This is a genomic window from Paenibacillus sp. TCA20 (genome assembly GCF_000732325.1).
In the GTDB taxonomy this organism is placed as follows: domain Bacteria; phylum Bacillota; class Bacilli; order Paenibacillales; family Paenibacillaceae; genus Paenibacillus; species Paenibacillus urinalis.
This window is the reverse complement of record NZ_BBIW01000020.1, coordinates 41,054-63,008: the sequence shown is the minus strand read 5'-3', so window position 1 is coordinate 63,008 and position 21,955 is coordinate 41,054. Positions and strand designations below refer to the sequence as shown.

Here is a 21,955-nt window from a genome sequence, read left to right as displayed (position 1 = left end):
ATCTCGATTCTAATGTCATTAGTGTTCATGATTTTTTTAGCATTTATCTCATCTATACGCTCTTGAATTAGAACTGATCTAGGTGCTTCTCAACTTTCCTTGCCCACTCAGGCAGCACAGCAGCTCGATAAATAACACGTTTTTGGTCGGCTTCCATAACGATCTTGCCATCTGACTCACTATTGTCGATCAGAACTAAATAATCGATAAGATCAAGATGAGCAAGTAAATTCTCTACGGAGGTATGGTGCCGCCTTATGATATCTTCGGATGGGATATGATGACCGCCGTTTTTCACCCGGGCGGCAACCCTTTCGATATTCAATCGATAATCACCTAATCCAACATAGAACATGACAACCTCAAAGCCTTTACTCTTCGCTTCACGCATTTGACGAATGACGTTACCGCCTGCCAAAGTCGTCTCGATTGAAAAATCCCGTTTGTTACGAATACAATCTCTTACTATCTTAATTGCTTCTTTTCCGGCACTTACTTTGTAACGCTCGGGTTGTTCCGCATCAATCGCGCGAGCCAGTGCATCTGCATCAATGTTTATACTAACACCAATACGATCCACAATAAGATTGCGAATTGTACTTTTGCCACTGCCGTTGTTTCCAGCGAACACAAACATTGTTGCAAGTGGGCTATTCATTGTGGAGCTCCGAATCCTCGATACGTTCTATTTCCCCATTGCTATACTCCCTAACCATATGACCATCGCTTGTCTTATACACAATGTATGTGCCATAAGCTTTTGCATCTAATTTCGCTCGATCGCCTGTAAGTTTAATGTATTTATTTATGCCGTGCATCCGGTTCACATGAATCACCGCCTGATTATAATTGTATTATTCGGGAAATAGCCCACTAAATATCTATGCCTAAAATTATAACATAAGGACCTTTACACAAACAGCTAAGCTCATGATCGAGCACTTTATGATGCTGAATCGCGGCAGCAATCGCTTCAGTACCATTGAGCTATTTAATAAGTTCATTCCGTGATATCCCATTACTGTGTAACCCCACTTGTTAAGAAAAAACGACCATAGACATTTATCTGTCTAAGGTCGCATCATTAACCTTCCTGTCTATCAGCTTCTTGGTATTATGTCATTAAGAACGTAGTCGATGAAATCCATCAATTTTACGAAACTCGGCTAAAGATAAATTAAAGATACTCATCCTGAGATACAATCTTCGCTTCTGGTAGAAGACAAACTGCTATGCCTTCATCTTCATCTTCTTTATCATCGAGAAGCAAGGCATAATTGCCATTACGTTGGAACAATAAGGTACGTGGAATAAATTGCTGAGAGGCATCTCCTTCAGAAAAATCAGTTAGCAGCTTTTCGACCATTTTTAAACGTTCATTCTTATGGTCATCGAAATCAACAATCGCCGCTTCCTGTTCTGCGGTGATACCGTCTTTTTCAAAGTATGCTGCCGCTTTGATGATTACATTATAGTTTTTATTAAAAAGCGAAATCTCCGTTTCAGCTTTCCAACCGACGTTGAAAATAAGCTTACCAAACACCGGATTATTCATTAGGAATCACCTTTACCTTTCTTAGCTTCAGCAATTCCGCCGCTATGCGAAAAATTTGCATGAATTTCATTGGGGACTTTCTGCATCGTTCTCATGTCCTTACATTCGTGCCACGTGTAATTATTGTCTTTGCGCCATTGTGCAACTTCTTCAGGTGTACAACCTTTTTGTTGGGCCAGCGCTAGATCGGCCTTGTCGAAATTATCCGTACGTTCGGTAGAGAACGGTTCAATCTCAACGGTACCTTTGCTAACCTCGCTAAAATCGGGCTCGCCGTCCTTATAAACTATTCCGCCATCAATACCGTATTTGTCGAGCAGCTGCCCCATTGTTAAGCCATCGGGGTTGGAACGGGTTTTTCCTTTCACTTCAGGCGGGACATAATCTTGGTCGGGAATCCATTTGGAATCGCCGCGTTCGCCATCCCAATGACCATTATTACCCTCAATAGGACAGTTCCTAAAATTATCAAGCACAGCGCCTAATGGCTTATCATACTCGCTCATCGGTTTTTCGAATGTTTTATTCTCCGTCATCTTGCCGAGCGGACTGTCGGAGAACCGCTTTTGCGATATCTCCGTTATTTCTTTAAACGAAGCAATGCTCATATATTCACCCCGCCGTTTTTCCTAAAACTTTCTTTTATCTCATCGATCCATTGCATATATATCCGTTCACGAACCTCCGATTCCTCTTGCTGTACACTTATATCCTTCATCAAGCACTGGCTTACGGCAAGAGTCACTTCTTCGGAGGCATGGGATACGAATTGATTCACGAGCCCTGCAAGCTTCCTGGTCAGCTCGGAATTGTTAACGGAAGTAGCCACATAGCTTTCGACTTGCGCACGAACACCAAGCAAACCCGTAATGCGGCGGGAAAGCTTAATAAATTCCGAAGGACTCCACAAGGACAATTTACCCTCTAATTGATACTCAATGATTTGCTCCTCGACAAATTCCCTGTTGTGAGAGGATAATTGAAGCATAGTCACCCCACGTTCAATTTCGCTTAAATCAAAGTTCAGGTGTTCACGCACTCTCCCCTGGATGAGTAACGACAGGAGCTGTGTCCAAACCTTCCGGACATCTGTTGCCGAATTATGCGCTTTGGTGTCGTAGCGCTTTTCATCAATATCACATTTATTCACCTTAACTAATACAGGTTCTACCCAATCATTCTGATAAATAGCCGCTACACCACGCTCCAGCTTTGACAGCTCGCCAATCTGCTCTTCATCCAGATTCGCGGCATACCCTACAAGCTCACGGTCGCTTCGTTCCGGCAATCTCAGAATAATTTTGGTGTTCGTGTTGCGAATGACCGACATATCCAATAGCCCAGGCGATTGATCGGCGATAATAAAGCCTTCTCCATACGTTCTCATCTCTGCAATAGAATTGGCAAGCATCTCTACCGATTTACCGAGAAGATTGGAGCTCTCAGCGGACTGCTCTGTTGATGTGCGCTTTAATAAGACATGTGCTTCCTCAAGCACAGTGATATGTTTAAGCGAGCTGTTCGTTTGACCATAGGTCATCCGGTATTCATTGAGCTTCATAACGAGCAGTCCCATGATAAGCGACTTGGTTTCCGTCGATCCGACACGGCTCAAATCTACAATTACGCTCCTATCGAACAACTCGGTATCCGTTAAATCATCGCTTGTGAAAATCAGACCATTTAACCCATTCGTCAGCGATCGGACACGGGTACACAAGGCACCGGAGTAGTCACTCTTACTATCAGACGAGTATTTGGACTCATTAATTACGGTTTCAATCTGCTCTAATAAATCTGCAAAGTTTGGATATATATCACCTTTCGGATTTTCAGAGGCGCTTAAATTCCAGCCCACCGCAGTATAGGATCGTTCCATCGCTTCCTTTAAGATGGCGGGCATTGCGGCATACATCGGCCAGCATACATTAAATAATTCTACAAGTCGATCCAAATGCTCCAAAACATGAATGTCGGCTGGAAACCGGAACGGATTGATCCGGAGCAAATCGCTTTTCTTGGGATTTGTCCCATATACAGATACGTCGGCAAATTGCCCAAAAACGTTTTTGTACTCGCCTTTAGCAGGCTCAATGACTAGGAACGGAATATCGTAGACGTTCCGTAATTGATTGAGTAGTTCGTACACGGTGTTACTTTTGCCGGAACCGGTAGAGCCTGTCACAAACGTATGCATCGTCATGGAATCACGGTCAAGACGCACTTCCGTATTCGTTTCGCTTCCCATCGTGAATACGTTGCCCAGAATAAAGCTGCTCTCGCGATTACTACGCTGATTGTACTTGACCACTTCCAGGCCGAAATCAGCGTGTTCAATGACGGGAAAGCCGCATACCGAGTTGCGGGGAAGCCCCATCTGAATCGCAAGCTCGTTACCGCTTACGAGCGATGAGGCTGTCACTGGCAACCTCGTCGAATGTGATTGATAAGCAAAGACGGGATGAATAAAGTTCGTAATGTACTCCCGAAGCATAGGAATCTGCTTTGTATGCTGGCGCCCCCAGAAGTTGATCGCCGATGTTTCAACACCGGACTTCTCGCCTTTCATCAATGCTCGATAGGTGCCTGCCGCCATCTCCGCCGTTTCTTGACTGTCTGACAAGAAATAAGCAGCGCATTCCCACATGCCGAGACTTTCGCATTCATCAATACGTTTTAACTGCAAATCAATCCGCTCAAGCGTGTTAATAAGCGTTTTATTTTGCGTTGTAAGCTGCATGTTATCCGACGTCCCGGATACTAAACCCATGGTTTTGGTGCTATTTTCGCTCGTGCTTTCATTCGTCGTATCCGACTCCCCAAACGACTCCGATGAACTATCGGAGTAGCTTTCGTTCGTGGATGTACCTTTCGTTGTTGACTTGGGATTGATCGCGCTAAGGCCAACATGGCCTGCCATAATCGCTCCTGCTGCAACGAGGCTGGCGCCCCCGGTTAGCGGAGCGGTAACAATGCCTGCTGCGCCAAGCAATGCTGCACCCACCCCTTTCATAACCATAGTGGCGGTATCAGTCTTCGTTTCGGATTCATTTATCGTCGAGCTCGTTGAACGACTGGTGCCGATTTGGGTCGAGCGGTTTGTCGAATGCGACGTGCCTGTTGTCGTTCCTTGCGAAAAAGCATTTGATACATTTATAGCCGTATTTGTGCCGTAGCTTAGCTGCATATTGGCAAACGGTGAAAGCTGTGTGTACATATTTTCGTAGGCGCGGCGGGTTTCTGCTAACTGAGCGGACGGCGTGCTTTTGGCTAACACAACGGCAGTATAACGTTGACCCTGCATGGCAAGTACAAGCTTGTCGAGTCCTTGAATAAACCGCTCGTTGTCAGTGAATTCCGCATCTTTATTGTTGGCAACACACGAGACCGACGCGATATTACCCGACGGAATGTTCTCAAGAAAGCTTTCCGCAGCAGAGTCGAGAAGATCGACCGTCTTTACACCGGGGAACTGACCGCGCAACGCATTTCTTAACGTATCTTTGAGCGATTTTGTTGTTCGTTTATCGTCAAGTGCGCGCACGCCCATATAAAAGTCGGTTTTCTCGCCGTTGCTGTCGGCAATAATAAACACACCGCAGTTCAGGTTTTGCACCGCATTGAAAACTGAAGCAAATTTATAGGTTGAATATTCATGATTCTGGTAAACCATTTCCGTTATTTTAAACAGGCGAATATCGCTAATTTGCTTCAGACTATCAGGTAGCGGAATAATGTCAAAGTCAGTCAGCTTAGTTAAATAGTTTTTGAGCACGATGTCATCAACAAGCAAGCTTGCTTCGGTAAGCTGACCTTCAAGCACGTCATAGCTCGGAACATTGCTTTTAGGCGATGGCGGAAGCGTTGGCTCCGACGGTTCGCTCACCGACATAGTCTTCCCGCCGGTCAAATCTACAAAATCACTCATACGACTACCTCCTGTGCGTTGCAATGAATACTGCTGCCCCAACGACGACCGCTCCGACAGCAGCACCTGCGATAAAGCTGCCTCCGCCAATGGCTGTGGCCGTACCGACAACGACTCCGCCTGCGAGGGCTCCTGTTGTGACTCTGGTAGTACGCAATCGCTTATTTTGCTTACCAATCCACTGCTGTTGCCGGGAACTGGGAGGCGATGATCTCCATGAATTGCTGGAGGGTTGGCGAAAGGGATAGTTACCATTATTAGCAACATCCATTCTGCTACTGCTATTACCGGGAACACTACTGATCCCGTTGCCGTTTGAATGTCTTGCTGGTGTATTTGAAGCAACCGGGCGTAGATGTCTAACGATCTCCTTGAGACGGCTGATCCGGTCGTGCGAGAAGTTGCCGACAACCTGAACCATTAGTTTATTCATGTAGTCGTCGTTCCAGGAAGTTTTATCCTCTTTAAGCTCCCGACCGTCATGTTCATCATAAAGCCCGTTTATATTTCGAGCATACTGTTCCATTTGGTTGAATTCAGCAAATGTCGGGTCAACAAGCAGGCTATCTTTCATCATAATACGGATACTTCGGACATTTCCTGCTTCAACTGCGTTTATAAAAGCATTCGTAATAGCCACGATGGTGCCCCCCTTAGATTTCCACTATTAGTTCCACTTTGGCCTTGATCTGCTCCAGCCAGCTCAGCTTGCGTTCCGATTCCTTAATACGTTCCTCGGCTTTTTCTTTATCGGTAGCATAACTCTCCAGTTCGGCAAGCTTTTCCTTGAGTATACCATCAAGCCGCACAAACTCTTTGTTAAAGCGTGCTGCGATTCGTTCCGACTGCTGAATTGCATATTCTTTAGCAGCATCGCCGTTATCGTATAAGCTTTCCTGTACAGGGGTTAAATACCATTGCGCCAGTTCATCGCCTTTAATGTAGCGAATGGTTTTACGAATATCCCTGTACTTGGTGACATATTCATCCTTAGGCCAAAAAACAATGCCTTTAAACCAGCCTCTTGTACGTTCTTTTACTTCATAACTTTCCTGACCCACAACCCGCTCTTCTTCATGTTCAAGATGCTTTACGGAATAATCGAGTGCCTGGACACTTCCATTCATTATCTTAAAAGGATCAATGGTTATACCATTGAGATCCTTGGTATCCACCTCTTCAAGCAAAGAGCGAAGCTTTTTCTGATATTCGGCTAACAAGGCGTTTCCAGTCTCTTCTAAGTCATTTCGGATGAGATCATCAAGATCTTCTTCGAAATCCGGTTCTAATTTCTTTGCGAACTTATTCAACCGATCAACTTCGTCCTTGACCTCATCATGTAAAATCTCCTGACCTCGCGAATCGTCGATACGCTTGGTGATCTTGCTTTGGAACTTCTCTATTACTTCTTCAACGACTACTTCGGAAGACTTTTTCACCTTGGTAATAGCATCATCAACGTTTTCCCTAAATTTCTTCGCATCACGTGCATCGTCCATCTTCTTGCGGATCGAATCGATCAAGCTCACGATCCGTTTGCTTTCCTCGCGATTTTGAGCAAGCTCACGCTTTGTTTCCTCAAAGGCGCCCACCTCGTCTAACTTGTGCAAAAACGTATCCACTATATTTTTAACTTTTGCCGTTTTGGCGTATTTCTGCACATACTGACGAATAGCTGCTTCGATAGAAACGACGCCGGTATGAATTAATGCTTCATCCGGATTTTCATTAGCTCTGCCGTTCCATGCTGCTCTTGTAGCCGCAAGCTGTTCGTTGATCTCGCCGCGAATGCTTGGGGGGAGCGCGGCATACGATTCAAAATGCAAGGATTCGTTGCGGTTCAACTTCTTGATCTTCATCTCCGTCTCATCGATCGTGTCCACATCCACGTCCGCTCCGCTTGCAATGAGCCTGATGTTCAGCGCAGGCAAGGCGGAAGCAGGGAACAAATTCGGATTCGCTATACCATGGTTTTTCAGGTAAGCACGTACACGCTCTAACGTTTGGCTCGTATCGCCATCCTCTTTCTTGCGGTCATCCAGTTTATTGACAACGAAGATAAATCTGTCCTTCGACTGCTTGCCCCCGACACTCATGCTCTCAGCGACCCGACTCAACAGTGCATTGTCATCGTCCGTACCGAATTCGCCTGTCATAATGTAAAGGACTAGCGCTTTGGATGACTTGCCAAGAAGCTCGCTCTGGACCTTCTTATGTCTGGGGTCGCGTGAATTGTTTGGCCCCGGCGTATCGATTAGTACAAGAGAAACATCCTCCGACGAAACGAATGGAATATTTCCTGAGACATGGATAGCGGAAACATTCTCGCTGGCATTCAATCGTTCCATGATCGGATATGTTAATTTGGCGTGCGTCTCAGCCAGCTCGTCCTCTTTATTATAAACTTCCGCTTTGAATGGCACTGCGTCTTGGGTGATATCCTTAATCCGTGTAATAATAGCAGTACAGGCTTCTTGCTTGGAGGGCATCAGCTTTACGCCGAGCACCGAGTTGATCAGCGTGGATTTGCCGGCGCTCATCGTTGCGACCACACAAACCTCAAAATCGCTGCTCTTGGCATGCTCGAATGCGCTCACGATCTCCACATCCTTCAACTCATCGAACGGACCTTGCTGGACTTGTTTGAACACATCATTGATGAGAGCTTCCTTATCCGATGTTTCTTTGGCAGCCTTACGCTTAATCGTTGCTCTTAAATCATTCTTCTCATATGCTTTAGTGAATACATCGACCAAGTCCTCGTAGTCGAGCAGCGTGCCGTGGAACGTAACTTCAAACTCCGTGTCATTGTACTCGTCGATAAGGATGCGCGGGAGTTCCTCTACCCAATCCTGCAATCGGGAGCCGTCGGCAGCTTTCTCGCCAAGCTTGCTGTTTTGTGCCAAACGTTTCCCTTCAACAGTGATTTCCGTTTCAAGCTTATATGGATTGTATTTCACGAATACTTTTTTCATCGGTCTTTCCTCCGTATAGTATGTTTTCCAGACCGTAAAGCCCGCTACTCACTGCTAGTGCCGATTGCTTGTCTTCTGCTGCCTGCACTTGAGCGCTGGATTTAGGAAGGTAGACAGGCAGGTCATACTCAGCCCTGCTGAATTTTTTTACATAGTAGTCATACGCATCCTGCTCATCCTCAGTCATGGCCTCGCCATACATCTTCATTTTCAACAATAGTGCGAAGTATGCAGACAACGGGCATATTACAGGCTCTTCAAATCCAAGATGAAGCAAATCATTTCGGACACCCTCAATGCTTGAGGCGATGGAATCGTCTGCACTTTTGAAATTATCAAGCTTATTTAACACGAAAATGACCTTGTCCTTTGGTACATATTCGGAAACGTATTTTAAATAACGTATCTCCTCGTCTGTCCCGAGCTGGTTAGCATTTAGTACATAGATGAGCTTGTCGTAATGCTCTTCACGCAGCGCACTACGAGTACGTTCGCCATGCTCTCGATTGATCGCGGAATTTACACCGGGAGTATCGATCAGACAAATTCGACTTGGCGAATCCGAATGTACGAAAGAACGGAAAAAAGAGGCGATCTCACTGCTGCCTGCTCGCCCCGCATTCATCAGATCGTCGTATGCTGCATACAGATTGAGCCGCGGACCGAGCAAATGAATCGATCCATCTTCAACCGGCTTGTTGAATAAGTAACATAGGTTCGCTGTGCAAGCTTCTTGTGACGTTCGGGCAACCTGCTTGCCGATCAGGGCATTGATAAGCGTAGACTTGCCAGCGCTCATGTTGGCTGTAATCAAAATTCGTATTTCTTGTTGAGCAACAAATCTTCGGTTTAACCGAAACTGGTGAATCAACCCCTCTGCAAACAATAGCTTTTGCGGGATAGTCTCATCAGTAAATAAGGCAGACACCAGGTTACCTATTGCTGCAGACTGCCGTTTGTTCAAGTATCCCATTAAGATCTTTAGAGCTTTGTCAATTGCGTTTTTATCCGCTGCGATAAGCGCAATGTCACACATAAGCCAGAAGCGATATTTCCACATCCATGGTCTTAACCAGTCATTGACCATTGAACGAATCATGCGTTCACGATTCCCATCAGTTAAGACAAGTGCACTCTCATCTCCGATAAGCATTGCATGGTATTGTGATAACCGAGCTTTCGAGTATTCGGCAAAACCTGCACATCGGTTCACAAGATATTCGAGTATGACATAGTATTGAATCCTAGTTTTTTTCTTCGCCCTCTTTAGCGGATGCGATATCAAGCTATGTGAGGTTATAAAATTGTTTCGCAGATTAATTTCCATTCGTTGCTATAGCACCTCAACCTTCTCTCCCTGACTTCGCATCCACATATCGACACCATTTCCGTATACTTCGACAGAAATCACATAAATCCCTTGATTTTCCGATAATATCTCTGCCGTCGGAAGCCTGTCCAGCACAGCATCAATAGAATCACCGCTAAACTTAAACTTCACCCTTCGCAATTCTCCTGAGTACATGAACTGTACCCGTTTGCGAAACTCTCCATCGTTGAACTTGTCCTTATATGGCACTTTAAATTTGGCTCCAGAACTTTGAAACCTTTCGATCCTATCCACACGAAACACCGTAGGGAAATCATGGCGATCATCGGCCATAAAAGCAACCAGATAGAAATAGTATTCTGAAAACATAATGGCGACCGGCTTCAATTCATGCTCCCGCTCCACACCATCTTTGCGGACATAAGTAATCCGGATTACTTCGTTTTGAGTTATATACTGCGAAAGTTCCCATATTGTCCCGAGAAGCTTCTTGCCATGCCTCAATGGAACATAATAAAACTGTTCACTACGGATCATGTTCTCGACCTGCTTGCGGTCATTTAACGTTACCTGCGCTAATAATTTTGCGACAAGCGCATCCAACTCTTCCTTGCAAAACGCCCGGCTCTCTAGAAGGATTTTACATACAGCTAAAACCTCTTCGTTAGTAATCCACTCGCGCTCCATACGGACAAGGTAGTATCCTGAACGAAATCTATCATAAATAATGGATACCTCCCCTTCCGCAAAACGGGTGTCTGCCAAATACACTCTTAATTCGTCAATGTCACGTTGAATCGTTTTTTCTGTTACTCCGTATCGCTTGGCAAGCTCTGCCTTCTTGATGAGTTCGCCTCTATTGAGCAGTTCGTGCATATTCAATAGACGAAATCCTTTATTACCGTTAAAATCAAGGTTCAAGCAATATCCCCTTCTTAAACAGTTTTTTCAACTATATCACAACCGGATGGACATATATTGGGGTTAGTAAGATTTCACTTAACTAATTTCGGATTCATCCTAGTTACAATTATCCATGACATATGATCTAATATTACACTTTTCGATATGTCGAATACTGTAGAATTTTGTAGAGAGTATTTTAAGGTTCAAAATATGTACTAGTTGAGAAGTCGCCCGGCGCTGTTTGTTCGATGAGCAACGGTGGTTCCTTGCCCTGTTACAACGTGTTACTGTTACGTAAAAATTAGTGTCGTTCTTAACGGTTCAGATTAACCTTTTGAACTGAAAAAACTCAATTATTCTAGTAGTGTGAAATAAATAAAAAGAATGCGCGGCCAATAATTCACCGCGCATTAGTACATATCCTGCATAGTTATGTTTCGTGTGCTGATGATCGTACTGTTGAAAACGGTCATCAAACAAGGACACAGCTTCCTTCTTGCCCCAGGACTTCCCTGCAAAGGCATAGAGATATTCATGCTCGGGGAGTTGATACTAGCAATGCTTTGTTTTAGTTACTATCACCGAGTTCATTGCAAGTAACCAGCAGGTTTCATCTTTTTAGAATGGGATAAACGCCAAGCCGCTGCTCCAAATTTCAATCCATACATCCTACCAGGCCACACTTGGTTCGTTCCTGAATCAATCCGGTATTAAAACGTAAAAATCTCAACCGAATCCTCATACACCCGTATTTCCCTTACAACCTGCCGGATTAAATCCCGCTTCTCTTCAAACGATAGTTCGTCTTGCCCTTTTGACAGATAATACTGAACGGCTTCCATTAGGACGTTAATGTTATACTCATTGTTCTGTGTAGAATTCAACATATCCGATAACTCGGCTAGTTGGTTATTCAGAGCTTCCTCTTTCTGAGTTAACTCCTTCAATTCCTGCCGGATTTCCTCTTCCCCAATACCGTCTTCACTGGCTGCAAATAACTTGATTAATTTTTTTCGGGCGTTTTTAGTTTTTTCGATTTCCTTTTCAAGCCTAGCTATTTCTCCAGCTTCAAAAGGCTCTTTTGTTTTCTCCTGCTGCAACGCCGCGGCAATTTCGTCAGGATTATTTAACCAACCAGCGACTTGCTCCCATACTTGATCTTCGATCATCTGGGCTTTAATTCTTCTACCACAGCCTTTTTGTTTTGCACCGGCTGTATTTTTAATATCTGTATATTCAGGGACCTTTTTGCCCCAATTATTTGATAATCGTCCGGTCATTGTATTGCCGCAGTCTCCGCATCTAAGCAAGCCACTTAATAAATATGGATGCTTACTCTTCTGTGCCCATCTTCGACGTGATTCTGAAAGCAGTCTCTGGGCGTGTTCAAACTGGGCCTCTTCGATAATGGGAGGGCAAGGTATCAGGATCCAATCACTCTTTGGCCTCTCCCTCATTGGAACCTTTTCCTCATCTTTTCTATGCTTGTTGCCAAGCATTCCTTCGGTATTCCAACGATTCTGATAAAACTCGCCAATATAGGCTCGATTCATTATGATTTGTCTAACGACTTGACGATGCCATACTGGAGCTCCTCGTTTGGTAGGTACACCTTTGCTAGTTAAATATAGTGCGATACCATTTAAACCTTGAACCAATGTATTGGGCTGTGTAAATAAATCAAAAATTAATCTTACGATTGCAGCTTCGTCTTCATTGACAAGGAATTGCTCCGACTCTTTGTCATAACTATATCCGTAGACTTGAAAATCTCTCAACACTTTACCTTGTCGCGCTTTTTCTCGTCTGCCGCGGCTCATTCGTTCGTTAATCTTGGATTTTTCAAATTCGGCTATCGCCCCACGCATAGAATAGAACAGGTTTCCTTCCGGGGTTTTGGAATACTCTCCATTCACGAATACCAGTTCTATTCCTCTTCTATCGAACTCATCCGTTATGATTAATTGGTTCATTAATTTCCGCGATAAACGGTCGGGATCCAGACATATGATTTTGTTTATGATCCCTTCTCTAACATCTTCCCGTAATTTGGTTAAGGCTGGTCTATCTAGAAACTCTCCAGATATCCCATCGTCCACATATTCTTTAACTTTATTCGTCTCCGCTTTCATCCGACACTGACGAATCTGATCGTTCAGGCTGAATCCATGTTTTGCTTGTTCTTCTGTGCTCACCCTGGCGTAAATAGCGATCATGTTTCTCCCTCCTGAACTTCTCTAGGAGATAATCATAACAGGCCATGCGTATTTTGTCATTAGAGTCGCCCGCAATCAGTTTCACATGCACCCGGCATCGCCTCCTAATGGAGGATATGCTGATACGGCTTGGACACTTGATAATAAAAAACGACCATAGACATTTATTTGTCCATGGTCGCTATATCACTTCATAATCAGTATTCCAGTAAATCTAATGAACCGTATTGACATATAATTACTGAAAAAACTTATAAATTCAGGGTATTGAGCTGAGGTTCATCCTACACGAGCTTGAACAATTGCCTATCGATACGTCTTAGCTCCTAACTTTCTTAGTCCACATATCGTTCGAAATATTATAGTTGATGTTTCACTTTCATTGGAAGTTTACACTTAGATGTAGTAACTGAGTTAGGCTTCCAAATCAACCTCTTCCACACCAATCATTTCTTTAAAAAGATTATCGTAGGCCGATATTTTCAGCTTTTGGGCCTTATCTATCTGGAACGTGACGCTGATGCGGGAAAGATCGCGGCAACGACTCGACGGCCTAATTTTCATTCTATAATAGACCGATCCATTCGCCTTGGTCAACGGTTCATATTTGCCTCCCTTGCGGGCCATCGGAATGATTTCGATCTGATCCTGATGCGGTCTCATCGTAGCGATCCGCTTCTTCACCTCGATCGGATAAGTGTCACTCTCCTGAATAACAGTGACAGTTTCTTTATCGTGGTGATTGTAAATCCCGTACGCGGCATTTACGGAATCGTCAACCAGAATCTCCCCATCGTTATAACTGTATCTTGCATTGCCGCGACAAATCGCTGTCTGCAGGTATTGCTTCTCCATGCCGAGCTTGGCATTCGGAAGTAACTTTTCCAGGATATCATGTACATGCGGAATTAGGCTGCTTCCCCCCGACAATAGAACCGTCTCGATCCGTTCAAAGCCAGACTCACCATTTTTCTTCATCTCCTGGTTCATTTGCAGCAGCCCTTGTTCGATGTAATCCCACAGAGGTTGGCAGCGGCTTACAAACTCTCTGCGCGTTAGCTTGATACTACGAATGCCTACCCGATCGTGCTTTGGTAGCAGTGGCGGCATTGAAGTGCTGTACTCCTCTACCTCGGAGAGTGCAATCTTAATCCGCTCCGCAGTCTTTTTCAGCAGTGGGTATATTTCGTTCTGCTTTAAATTTTCTATCCGTTTCTCATCGTCAAAAATGGCTAAATCCAAAGCTTGGCATACTGGATTCCCCTGCTTCTTACCCTCTTCGATGATGAATTTAATAATGATCATGTCTATGTCATCGCCGCCAACGACAATTCCCTTTTTGACTAAGATCTTGCCACGACTATAATTATCGGTACTTCCGTTATTCCACTGTTTCAAAATGGAAGCCGCCGTTTCCACGCCATTCGCATTTTCGCTTTTATTCATAACAGCAAGGTCCAACGTGCCACCGCCAAAGTCAAATACTAGCATCGTTTCTTCTCTGATGAACCTGTCTTTATAATCCCAGAGAACGGCGATCGGCTCGTCTATGAACCATATGACATCTGATGAAATGCCTAGTCGCTTGCAGGCTCTTTCCATCAAGCTTTTTAAATCCTCGTTATAATGAGTAGGAACACTCATAACGAGTCTTGAAATATCGCTGGCATTAAGTTGCGCACGCCTTAATAGGTCAGTCAAAAACAAACCAACCAGTTCATCGGAGGAGTACGTCTTTTCGTTTATGGTCCTGGAATAATGGATGTCCTTCATGAGGTGCCGTTTCAACGAAATGATTCCTCGCAATGAATCGTTGTAAGCGCTCGTTTCTTCTGCTTCAACTGAACCATCTGGATTAAAGTATAGCACTGTGCGAAGCAGTTGCCGCCCAGGAGAGTATCCCCCTTCAAGCTCGATAACCCTCACTTCTCCCGTTTCATTATCGATAACGGCGATCGAGCTGTTTGTCGTTCCGAAATCAATACCCACGTAATACATCCAGTTTATCCCCTTCTGTCTTAGATTTTTGCAAGTTCCGCCAAAAATTCGTCAAGCTCTTCATCACTTCTTTCTTTATAAACGTAAAGCTTTGCTCTGCACAGCACAGAACCGTCCCGCATGCTTCGAATCCCAAGCTCCGACAGACGAAATTCAACGTTGTGACCATCAAGGTCCGGAATTGTATTCTCTAGTTCAAACATTCGAGGATTCCGATGAACCTGCTCTCGTAGATGCTTCCCATCCCAACGATCGGGGAACCATTCCCAGCCCTCTCCTTTCTTACAGAAAAAAGCTTCAAGTTCCTGCGAGATTTCGGGCAACATTCTAGTGGCGTCCTCCAGACGGAGCAAATATTGTCCGCTAAGCCGCTGAAGAGCGGCTACCTGTTCATTCGTAAAACCGAGCTCGTACTTCCTTTTTCGTTGGAAATATCTTTTGATAGAAGCAAACATCTTTGTGTCCCCCCTGTCGGAATTTTATAGATTGAATAAGCCGTTAAATATATCGTCCAGCTTTTCTTCGTTTTCAATCTCCCCGCGTACGACAGAGCGAACCAAGACACGACTGTTCTTCATCAGCAAGCCTGGTTCCACGAGCTCGTAACGAAAAGTAATACCGGACATTTCACTTAAAGCAGTCTCCAGCTCAAAACGTTCTGGGTGCTGACGAACCATACTTTGCAGCTGCTCCGAAGACAGGGCTCTCCCATCGTGATCGGTTCCGATTATGCTGCAACCGAATGCTCTCAACACTTCCTGAACAGGCCATATCTGATCTCCCCTACAAGCGTAAAGATCCATCAACAACTCCTCCAGCCCGGCGTCAGACAAGTAATGAGCTCCAATAGCCTCTAAGCCCTGTAAAGGAAGCTTGTCCCAAGATTGTTTCAGGTGGTGGAGCATATCGTTCTGAACCTGCGGCTCGAACACCCAGTCCTTGATGTAAGCTGCGTCTCCCCCGTGGCATCCGTACAAAGCGAGCCACCGTATATCTTCTCGAAAGGCGGGTACGTACTCGAATGCATATTGCCAGTACCGGCAATATATTACGTTCAAGCTGCTTCGGTCCCTCTTGTACCAGTGAACCTCCAAAAAACTTGTCAATATTCGCTGCAGCAGTTCCTCATTGTTATTTACGAATTCTATAGGGCCCAGCATCCCTCTCAGGTTGCGAGGTTCGATGACAAACAGCCATTCCAGTTCTCCCTGCTCTATCAAGCCGCTTCGAATAAAGGAAGGGAATTTCCCTACCGTCTCCCCTATTCGCCCCGCTAATCTATTGAGGATAAGCTCCACTTGCCGGTCGCCGGAAATCGCCTTTTGAACAAGCCGATAGGCCGTTTTACGATGCGAGGTAAAAGCGTCCTCCCATGGAAATTCATCCTTCACAAGCAAACTAGTGAATGCTGCGGCAAACATCTCGCCCAAGATCGCATCGGATGCCAAATATTCCAGCAATCCTGTATCTGTATGAAAATACCTGACGAAGCCCTCTACATCGTCGATCTCCTGCAGTGTAAGCCGCTTCTCCAGTATCTCCACGAAACGATCGTAATGCGCCATCAATCCTAACATGCTCAACACTTTCATGCTTACTCCGAGCGCTCTTTCACTTCGGGGCGATTTAGTATCGAGTGCATCGTCTTGCGGATTCCTCCACCGAATATAAAGCTCAATCGCCTCCAATACCTTCTCAATAGAATTGTCATATACAGTCAGGAACGGTATAGCAAACGTTAGCTTCGCAAGCTTAGAATAGTCAATGCCAACTAGACTTGATTGTACATGGTAATGATATTTTAAGCTTTTCACCACCAAATCCGCCTGGGACTTCAACCACTTTGCTAAGTCGTCCTCACCATCCGGCAGCGACCAATCTGGTTGTCTCAACACTTCGAGCTCGATTAACTTGCTTGGCCGCTCTGGTTCAACTCTTTCACTGGGACCATATCGGCGGTTGCTCCTCCACTCTTCAAATCCCAACAGGAATTTATCCAGATTTTTCCGTGCTTGTTGAACCTTTTTATTCTCCGATTGGGAAATTTTATTTGCAATGTATGTCTCTATCCCAGTCTTGATCTCAGCATATGGGAATTCAGCCTCAGCTTGCTGTGCCCCCCATAACCATGCCTGCCATGTCTTCAGTCGATCAATAAACAGGTTCCAATCGTCCGGATATCGGCTGTGGACCCGAGTGAGTGAGCGATGAAAATTGGCTAACGTATGCTCAGACTTAGAATTGGACACCGACTCATAAAACACAATATGCGGAATGAGGTGATGAAACAGCGCCTCCTCCCATGGTGCCTTCTTCCACTTTTTTATTTCTATCGACATTTCGCCACCATCGAAAATCTGCCGTTTCTCAAGCTCAGTCGGAGCTGATACGAGCCACTCCAGACAATCAAATGAAGCTTCTTTGATAAGAAGTTTGATCGTGTCTCCAGAACTGCGCCCACCTGCCCCATCAGCTTGCACTATCTTTTTCAGAGCCTCTATTGTTAATCGCTCCGTCACTGACTCCCGCCTTCTTTCTTATCAAACCTTCTGCGCACTCGCTCGACTAGCTGTAGCACCACATCCCGAATACCAACATAGAGGCTGGTCTCGGCGACAAACCCGCGCTTACGGTCCCCTCTGAAGGAGAGCCAGTTATAGCTGCCGACGATGGCGAATTTATCGTCACAAATTAGTATTTTCTCGTGGGTATCTCCCAGCCGGACCGCATGGAATCGATTGGAGGCCAGTTTTTCTTTGAGCTGCTTAACAGCTTTCTCCGTTCGCTTGCCCTTATATTCCTCATCATGCGGGTAGCCATATCCGATCCAGAGATGGCCGCCCCTTCTCAGAAACGATTTCATCACTGGGAATAATTCATCGATTACCTCGTTGGAAACCCATGGACTGACGATGTACACGGTATGCTCCGCATTCTCCAGTGCTTCCTGCATCTTAGCAAAATGCTCAGTCGTAGTAAGAGGGTATACAGCCCCGTTAACTTCAGGTCGATCTTCCAGCTTCGGTACATCGAAAGCTGTCCACAGCTCCTTCAGAGCCTTTTCCTCCTCATATGGTCCGGTTGTCCCAGACTGATGCGGCAGTGGCAATTCATCGCGAATAGAAGCTGGAAGCTCCGTCATCTCCCAGATCTCTACACCGCTTTCAGCCATCTGGGCCAAGGGCCCGGAATATTCTGGGGCATAATGATGCCGGTCAAACACTTGGAAAATAAATTTCCCTTCCTCCGTTCGATACACCAACAGTCGCAACCTTTGATATTCGGTATACACATTGCCTGGAATGCCGACGATATCATCGAGCTCGGTCTTCTCGTTTTGCTGGTAACGATTTTTATAGTCTTTATACAGTTCCTTAAGTTCTGAGAAATGCTGCGATACCTCATACAAAGTCGGAGCAGGCACATATGGTCTTAGAGTATTTCCTGAATCCGCTCGCAGCGCATAAGAACCGATGGAGTGTAGATGATGCCATTTGCCTGAAATCGCATCCAGTTTTACTGTAAAAATCTCTTCCCTGGTCGTAACGATTCGGTCCAGCTCCAGCGCTTCCAGACCTTTCGGGTTTATTTTGTAAATGCGGCCGGTCAAGGTTGGAACTTCGATGATATAAGAAAGTGCGGATAATTCGCCCAGGCATTTGCGCAGTTCCCCCAGCGGCACACCGAAAAAGTCTGCCAGATCAGTCTCCTCATGAAACTCCTCTTTAATCAACCGCAGCACAAATTGCGCTAGCAGGCTCATACCTCTCTTGCCCCGCACGCGTATAGCCAGCTCCATCCGGTAAACGGGAAAATCTTTCTCATAGAAGGCAACCAAACGCGCCCCGGGGATCGCAAACTCTTGCTGCTGTGCGAGATCCAGCAATTTCATGGCTGCAACTCCTTCCAGGAACGAATCGCTGCATCGCGATCGGTTGCTATGTAGTCGTAAATCCCTCGGACGATGTGCTGAGGGGTTAATCCTCTTGCCATCTCCGTACTTCCGATCATAACGAGCAGCTCCCTCGCGCGGGAGAGGGCAACGTTCATTCTTCGCTCATCCCTTAGAAAGCCAAGATTGCGTTCACTGTTATTCCTCACCATACTGTATAGTACGAGGTCAGCTTCTCGTCCTTGGAATGCATCCACAGTGTCAACCTCTACCTCTAGATGCTCCAGCTTTAATACATCAATCGCTTCGCGCAGTTTATTTCGCTGCGGCATATATCCCGTAATAACGGCCACTGATTTTCGCGTTCCCGTATCTTCCAGACACTTATCTAAATTCAGCAATGCGTTTTGAACAGCATTGACCTCAGCTAGATTGAAATAGGATGTGCCCAGCTGCTTTTCCGCAGCCTGCTGATGATCATCCGTACGAATCCAGGTTATCGGCTTCCAGTCGTGAATTCCCGACGCCCTTTCTTCTTCGGTACAACCCGGCTTCAATGGCGTATCCGAGTAGAATAGCGCGGATACCATTCGTGCAATCGCGGGATGCATCCGGTATTGCGTCTGAAGGGTAGCTCGACTGTCCGTATGGATTCGCTTGAACAAATCTTCGAACAAGCTGACTTTCAGCGAGTTAATTTTCAACTTATCCTCTCCGGCTTCATCCAAGAACCGGTCAATAACCGGCGGAAGCTGCTTGTGGTCGCCTACAAAGACGACCTTCTTGCCGTTGATACTTGGGAGAAGCGATTCCGGCGGCGTTGCTCTCCCTGCTTCATCGATAATGACCCAATCGAACGACAAATCCCATTGGTACAAAGGATAGCTTCCCATACAAGTAGCACCGATCAAGGTCGGAGATTGAGCCAGAAACAACGGCTTCATCTCATCATCTTTGCCGAACATCGTCTTCCAATCGTTATAAATGTCCAATACACGGTTATAGCGGGCCGGATCCTGGATTCGATCCATAATGGACCATATTTTACCGTCCACATTATCCTCCAGATGCTCGACCCAACGCTGAAGAGCCGGATCGATCGTCCACTGTTGTACACTCTCTCCGATCTTTTCATTCCCAATCCGCACAGCAATAGGCGCTTGGCGGAATTCATGCGCATGCTGTTCGACAATCTTCATAAATTTAGAGAAGGCATGATCGATGGCCACATTGGACTGCGATGCCAGCAAAATGCGGGCCTTCGGCTCACGGCGATAAATTTGCAACATGAGTTCCGTAATCCATGTCGTTTTGCCCGTGCCGGGCGGTCCTTGCAGTAAAAAGATCGATTCGGCACCCAGAGCGGCCTGAAGCGCGAGTTTCTGATCTTGGTTTACATTTTGATACGTGCTTATAGTAGAAGCCGGATATGTATTCGCATGTGCGGGCTCTACTAAATGCTCTAGAAGCAATCGGTTGATTTTGCGCCCCATCCTGAATTGCTGCAGCACTTGACGCTGCCGATTCAGCTGAATTTTTTCCCGCTGCGTGTTTTCGCATAAGTCGCCAAGCTCGGGAAGCTCTTCAGAGCCGTAATCTCTTACGGTTTCCAAATAAACCTTATTGCCTTCCTGTCGGATGTAACGGCCTGCCGGGTGCTGAGCTTTGTCGGTGACAAACATCATTTCCGTTCCTGCCGCGAAAGATAGTTGCCGTTCGACCAGAAGCTGAACCTCCAGCACTGAACCATCTTCAATCAGCCTCCATTCACGGTATGCGTACCGCTTATCATCCGCATTCAGCCGCTCTAGCTGCAGGCGTAAAACATCCTCCCATTGGTCAAACACTTCTCTTGTCTGCCGGTTCTGAGCCCGTTTCGAATTCGACATAATCGACTCGCTCTTAATATACTCCAGCAGAGAAATTCCTGATGTTTTTGAATCGGATCGTCTATCAAAGGTCCATCCACCGCGAAACCTCTTAGCGCGTTCCTTAGCCCTCTCTCTCTCGAAAGGTGATTTTTCACCGCAGTCTTGAATGATCAAATCCGGCCCGCCTTGTTTGCCCGCATTCACTTGAAAGATCCACTCATAAGTCGATCCAATAACATAAAGAAGCATCCTTCGGTTCTGTGAATCGAATCGACTGTACAAGTAAGATTCAGGCGCTGCATCGGTCCCAAACCGCTGCTCCCACTCCTCGCGAGACAGATCAGAGCGCTGCAACAGACCGGCCGATTCATCCGCGTGCCAGCCTACTGTCCAGACGACCTCGTCCATCTTCTGGGATAAATAGCGGTTGGCCATCTCGAGAATGACGGAAAGTGGTGTTTCCTTTACGGAATCCCACAAAGCCGATAAGATGGTGAACAACCCGGAATCGCACTCCGATTCATAAGCATGCAGTGCCTGGTCCGAATCAGGTATCGACTTTCCCGGAAACACCAGTGTAAAGAGAAAACAGCCTGACGCATAACGATCGTCTGACGCACTTCGATACGATTTTTTCATAGAAGTCCTCGTGGTGTAGTCAGCGCAGCAGCTCCAATCTTCTTCCAACGAGAAAAATTGCTTCATTCGCCATTGCTGTATACCAGGGAAAATATAATTGGCCGTTCCGCCTTTTTCCGCCAACTCGATCCATACATCCTCAGGACAGAGCCGCCCATGATAAGATAAAATGCCGTGGATTTGTGCTATATGCTCAACGAGATCCATCCAGATGCGAATCCTCTTGGATAAATCTAATCTCAAGATGTCAGGATAGGCCTGATCCCATCGTCGAAATTGTGATGGCTTCTCCACTGCTACAAAATAAGAGGAGACTCCCTCATCAATCCTATGCTGCCCGTAAGAGAGAAGTGAAAGAGCACCTACTTGTTCAAGGCGCTTCAGCATATCCATCTGGATATAGAAATCATTCCAAGCTACATCTTCATTCAATGAAGCATCCAGTCGGTATTGATACACTAAAGCTGATTTGCCAGAAGGATTGTGCAATACCTCGCTAAAAGTAAAGCGTGGGTTGACCTCAAGTAAAGCAGTTACATTGCATTGGTCAAGCCAACCATTGTTTACCATGTAAATCCTCCAGTTTACTTTCATTTTTTGTATTTAAGACAAAACGGTTACCCTTGGGTAACCGTCATCCCATCT

Annotated in this window: 14 protein-coding genes; all 14 read right to left on the bottom strand. The window is 45.7% G+C overall.

Annotated features, from left to right (window positions below):
* Nucleotides 1-67: 67 nt before the first annotated feature.
* Entirely contained in the window at nt 68-658 is a 591-nt protein-coding gene (locus TCA2_RS24450) for a zeta toxin family protein (RefSeq protein WP_028597608.1), read from the bottom strand.
* Nucleotides 659-1,177: 519 nt separating this feature from the next.
* Nucleotides 1,178-1,555, bottom strand: coding sequence for a hypothetical protein (locus TCA2_RS24445; RefSeq protein ID WP_047914211.1), 378 nt, complete (start codon nt 1,553-1,555; stop codon nt 1,178-1,180).
* Nucleotides 1,555-2,163 carry an HNH endonuclease gene (locus tag TCA2_RS24440; RefSeq protein ID WP_028597606.1) on the bottom strand — a complete coding sequence of 203 codons (609 nt, stop codon included), beginning with the start codon at nt 2,161-2,163 and terminating at the stop codon, nt 1,555-1,557. The genes TCA2_RS24445 and TCA2_RS24440 overlap by 1 nt, the downstream gene beginning before the upstream one ends.
* A complete protein-coding gene (locus TCA2_RS24435; protein WP_052512287.1) occupies nt 2,160-5,483 on the bottom strand; it encodes an ATP-binding protein in 3,324 nt (1,107 codons plus the stop codon). Before TCA2_RS24435 ends, TCA2_RS24440 begins: the two co-directional genes overlap by 4 nt.
* Before the next feature lie 4 nt (nt 5,484-5,487).
* Nucleotides 5,488-6,123 (bottom strand): hypothetical protein, encoded by a 636-nt coding sequence (locus tag TCA2_RS24430; protein ID WP_047914210.1) that lies wholly within the window; start codon nt 6,121-6,123, stop codon nt 5,488-5,490.
* 13 nt (nt 6,124-6,136) lie between these two features.
* Nucleotides 6,137-8,458 carry a dynamin family protein gene (locus TCA2_RS24425; RefSeq protein WP_047914209.1) on the bottom strand — a complete coding sequence of 774 codons (2,322 nt, stop codon included), beginning with the start codon at nt 8,456-8,458 and terminating at the stop codon, nt 6,137-6,139.
* Complete coding sequence (locus tag TCA2_RS24420) at nt 8,424-9,557, bottom strand: dynamin family protein (protein ID WP_238546508.1); 1,134 nt, start codon at nt 9,555-9,557, stop codon at nt 8,424-8,426. The genes TCA2_RS24425 and TCA2_RS24420 overlap by 35 nt, the downstream gene beginning before the upstream one ends.
* 234 nt (nt 9,558-9,791) lie before the next feature.
* On the bottom strand, nt 9,792-10,709 hold the full coding sequence (locus TCA2_RS24415) for a YafY family protein (RefSeq protein WP_043110909.1): 918 nt from the start codon (nt 10,707-10,709) through the stop codon (nt 9,792-9,794).
* A gap of 695 nt (nt 10,710-11,404) precedes the next feature.
* Nucleotides 11,405-12,910, bottom strand: a complete 1,506-nt coding sequence (locus tag TCA2_RS24410) for a recombinase family protein (RefSeq protein ID WP_043110908.1) — start codon at nt 12,908-12,910, stop codon at nt 11,405-11,407.
* Between the two features lie 414 nt (nt 12,911-13,324).
* Complete coding sequence (locus tag TCA2_RS24405) at nt 13,325-14,908, bottom strand: Hsp70 family protein (RefSeq protein WP_028597601.1); 1,584 nt, start codon at nt 14,906-14,908, stop codon at nt 13,325-13,327.
* Nucleotides 14,909-14,928: 20 nt separating this feature from the next.
* Nucleotides 14,929-15,363 carry a hypothetical protein gene (locus TCA2_RS24400; protein ID WP_028597600.1) on the bottom strand — a complete coding sequence of 145 codons (435 nt, stop codon included), beginning with the start codon at nt 15,361-15,363 and terminating at the stop codon, nt 14,929-14,931.
* 24 nt (nt 15,364-15,387) lie between these two features.
* Nucleotides 15,388-17,427: a hypothetical protein gene (locus tag TCA2_RS24395; RefSeq protein WP_047914207.1), complete on the bottom strand. Its 2,040-nt coding sequence runs from the start codon at nt 17,425-17,427 to the stop codon at nt 15,388-15,390.
* Nucleotides 17,424-18,800 (bottom strand): phospholipase D-like domain-containing protein, encoded by a 1,377-nt coding sequence (locus TCA2_RS24390; RefSeq protein WP_028597598.1) that lies wholly within the window; start codon nt 18,798-18,800, stop codon nt 17,424-17,426. The genes TCA2_RS24395 and TCA2_RS24390 overlap by 4 nt, the downstream gene beginning before the upstream one ends.
* Nucleotides 18,797-21,880, bottom strand: coding sequence for a DEAD/DEAH box helicase (locus tag TCA2_RS24385; protein ID WP_047914206.1), 3,084 nt, complete (start codon nt 21,878-21,880; stop codon nt 18,797-18,799). The genes TCA2_RS24390 and TCA2_RS24385 overlap by 4 nt, the downstream gene beginning before the upstream one ends.
* Nucleotides 21,881-21,955 lie beyond the last annotated feature (75 nt).

Coding starts and splice junctions, on each gene's coding strand:
- TCA2_RS24420 (WP_238546508.1), bottom strand. CDS start 9,557: ATGATTCGTTCAATGGTCAATGACTGGTTAAGACCATGGATGTGGAAA.
- TCA2_RS24390 (WP_028597598.1), bottom strand. CDS start 18,800: ATGAAATTGCTGGATCTCGCACAGCAGCAAGAGTTTGCGATCCCCGGG.
- TCA2_RS24425 (WP_047914209.1), bottom strand. CDS start 8,458: ATGAAAAAAGTATTCGTGAAATACAATCCATATAAGCTTGAAACGGAA.
- TCA2_RS24385 (WP_047914206.1), bottom strand. CDS start 21,880: ATGGTAAACAATGGTTGGCTTGACCAATGCAATGTAACTGCTTTACTT.
- TCA2_RS24405 (WP_028597601.1), bottom strand. CDS start 14,908: ATGTATTACGTGGGTATTGATTTCGGAACGACAAACAGCTCGATCGCC.
- TCA2_RS24435 (WP_052512287.1), bottom strand. CDS start 5,483: ATGAGTGATTTTGTAGATTTGACCGGCGGGAAGACTATGTCGGTGAGC.
- TCA2_RS24450 (WP_028597608.1), bottom strand. CDS start 658: ATGAATAGCCCACTTGCAACAATGTTTGTGTTCGCTGGAAACAACGGC.
- TCA2_RS24410 (WP_043110908.1), bottom strand. CDS start 12,910: ATGATCGCTATTTACGCCAGGGTGAGCACAGAAGAACAAGCAAAACAT.
- TCA2_RS24400 (WP_028597600.1), bottom strand. CDS start 15,363: ATGTTTGCTTCTATCAAAAGATATTTCCAACGAAAAAGGAAGTACGAG.
- TCA2_RS24445 (WP_047914211.1), bottom strand. CDS start 1,555: ATGAATAATCCGGTGTTTGGTAAGCTTATTTTCAACGTCGGTTGGAAA.
- TCA2_RS24440 (WP_028597606.1), bottom strand. CDS start 2,163: ATGAGCATTGCTTCGTTTAAAGAAATAACGGAGATATCGCAAAAGCGG.